The sequence below is a fragment of the Endozoicomonas sp. SESOKO3 genome (genome assembly GCF_024606255.1).
Genome location: NZ_JAHHPR010000457.1, coordinates 1 through 1,083, shown reverse-complemented (window position 1 = coordinate 1,083; position 1,083 = coordinate 1). Strand labels below are relative to the sequence as shown.

The 1,083-nt window shown below is 38.1% G+C and carries 1 protein-coding gene; it reads left to right on the top strand.

The features are described 5' to 3' along the window. Positions 1 to 1,083, top strand: a 1,083-nt coding sequence (locus KDK18_RS07820; RefSeq protein ID WP_257254344.1) for a class I SAM-dependent DNA methyltransferase, incomplete at both ends; no start/stop codon positions are given.

Genomic DNA, 1,083 nt, shown 5'->3' with positions numbered 1-1,083 from the left:
TGCTTTCTGGGTTATAGAAGCCAAGAACACCTTAGATAAAATAGATATTGCCTTCAGAGAGGCTGTTGATTATGCAAAAGATATAAACCAATCTGATGCGGTTAAAGCAAAAATCGTTACCGGCGTTGCCGGTAACGATGATGATGGATACTTGGTTCAAACCGCATATATATCAACTGCTGGCGCAGTTGATATTGTCGAATATAACAGTAAAACAATAACCGGTTTCTTATCGCCTGATCAGGCTAACTATCTAATAGATAATGAAACACACATCCTGAATGAACTGGTTACCGATGAATCAATACTTCTAAATATTGCCGAGCAAATTAACGAAGATCTGCATAAGGCTTCAATTAATAAAGATCTCCGTGCAACGGTAATGTCTTCCGTGTTACTGGCTATGGTATCTGACACTCTGCCAAATTTTAATGCATCTCCAGATGTATTTATTAAAGATATAAATAACAGAGCGGAAGATGTTTTAATTAATCATGCAAAGAGGGAGTTTGCCGAGTACATCGAGCTAAGACTCCCACAAGAAGATGCCGCAAAAGCAAAATATAAAGCTGCTGTTGTAAAAGTTTTCTTCCTTTTAAGAAAAATCAATATTAAAGCAGCGATGGATGGCAGCCATGATTTACTAGGTAAATTCTACGAAGTTTTCTTGAAGTATGGGAATGGTGCAAAAGACATTGGCATAGTTTTGACTCCTAGGCATATAACAGAATTTTCAAGCCATATCCTAAATATCAACTCTAATGATTTGGTCTATGATCCCGCGTGTGGGACAGGTGGCTTCCTTGTAGCGGCATATGATAGGGTGAGATTGAAAGAGCCCGATGACGTTGAAATGTTTAAGAAGCATAAGATATTTGGTATCGAACAACAGGCAAATGTCGCATCGCTTGCAATTGTTAATATGATCTTTAGAGGGGATGGCAAGAACAATATTATCAATGGTGATTGTCTCGCTAAGAATTTAAATAGAAAAATTAGAAATGGAGAGCTTTCGGCAGAATATATCGAAGAGGAAGGAGAAAGACAGCCAGTAACGAAAGTCCTCATGAATCCCCCTTTTGC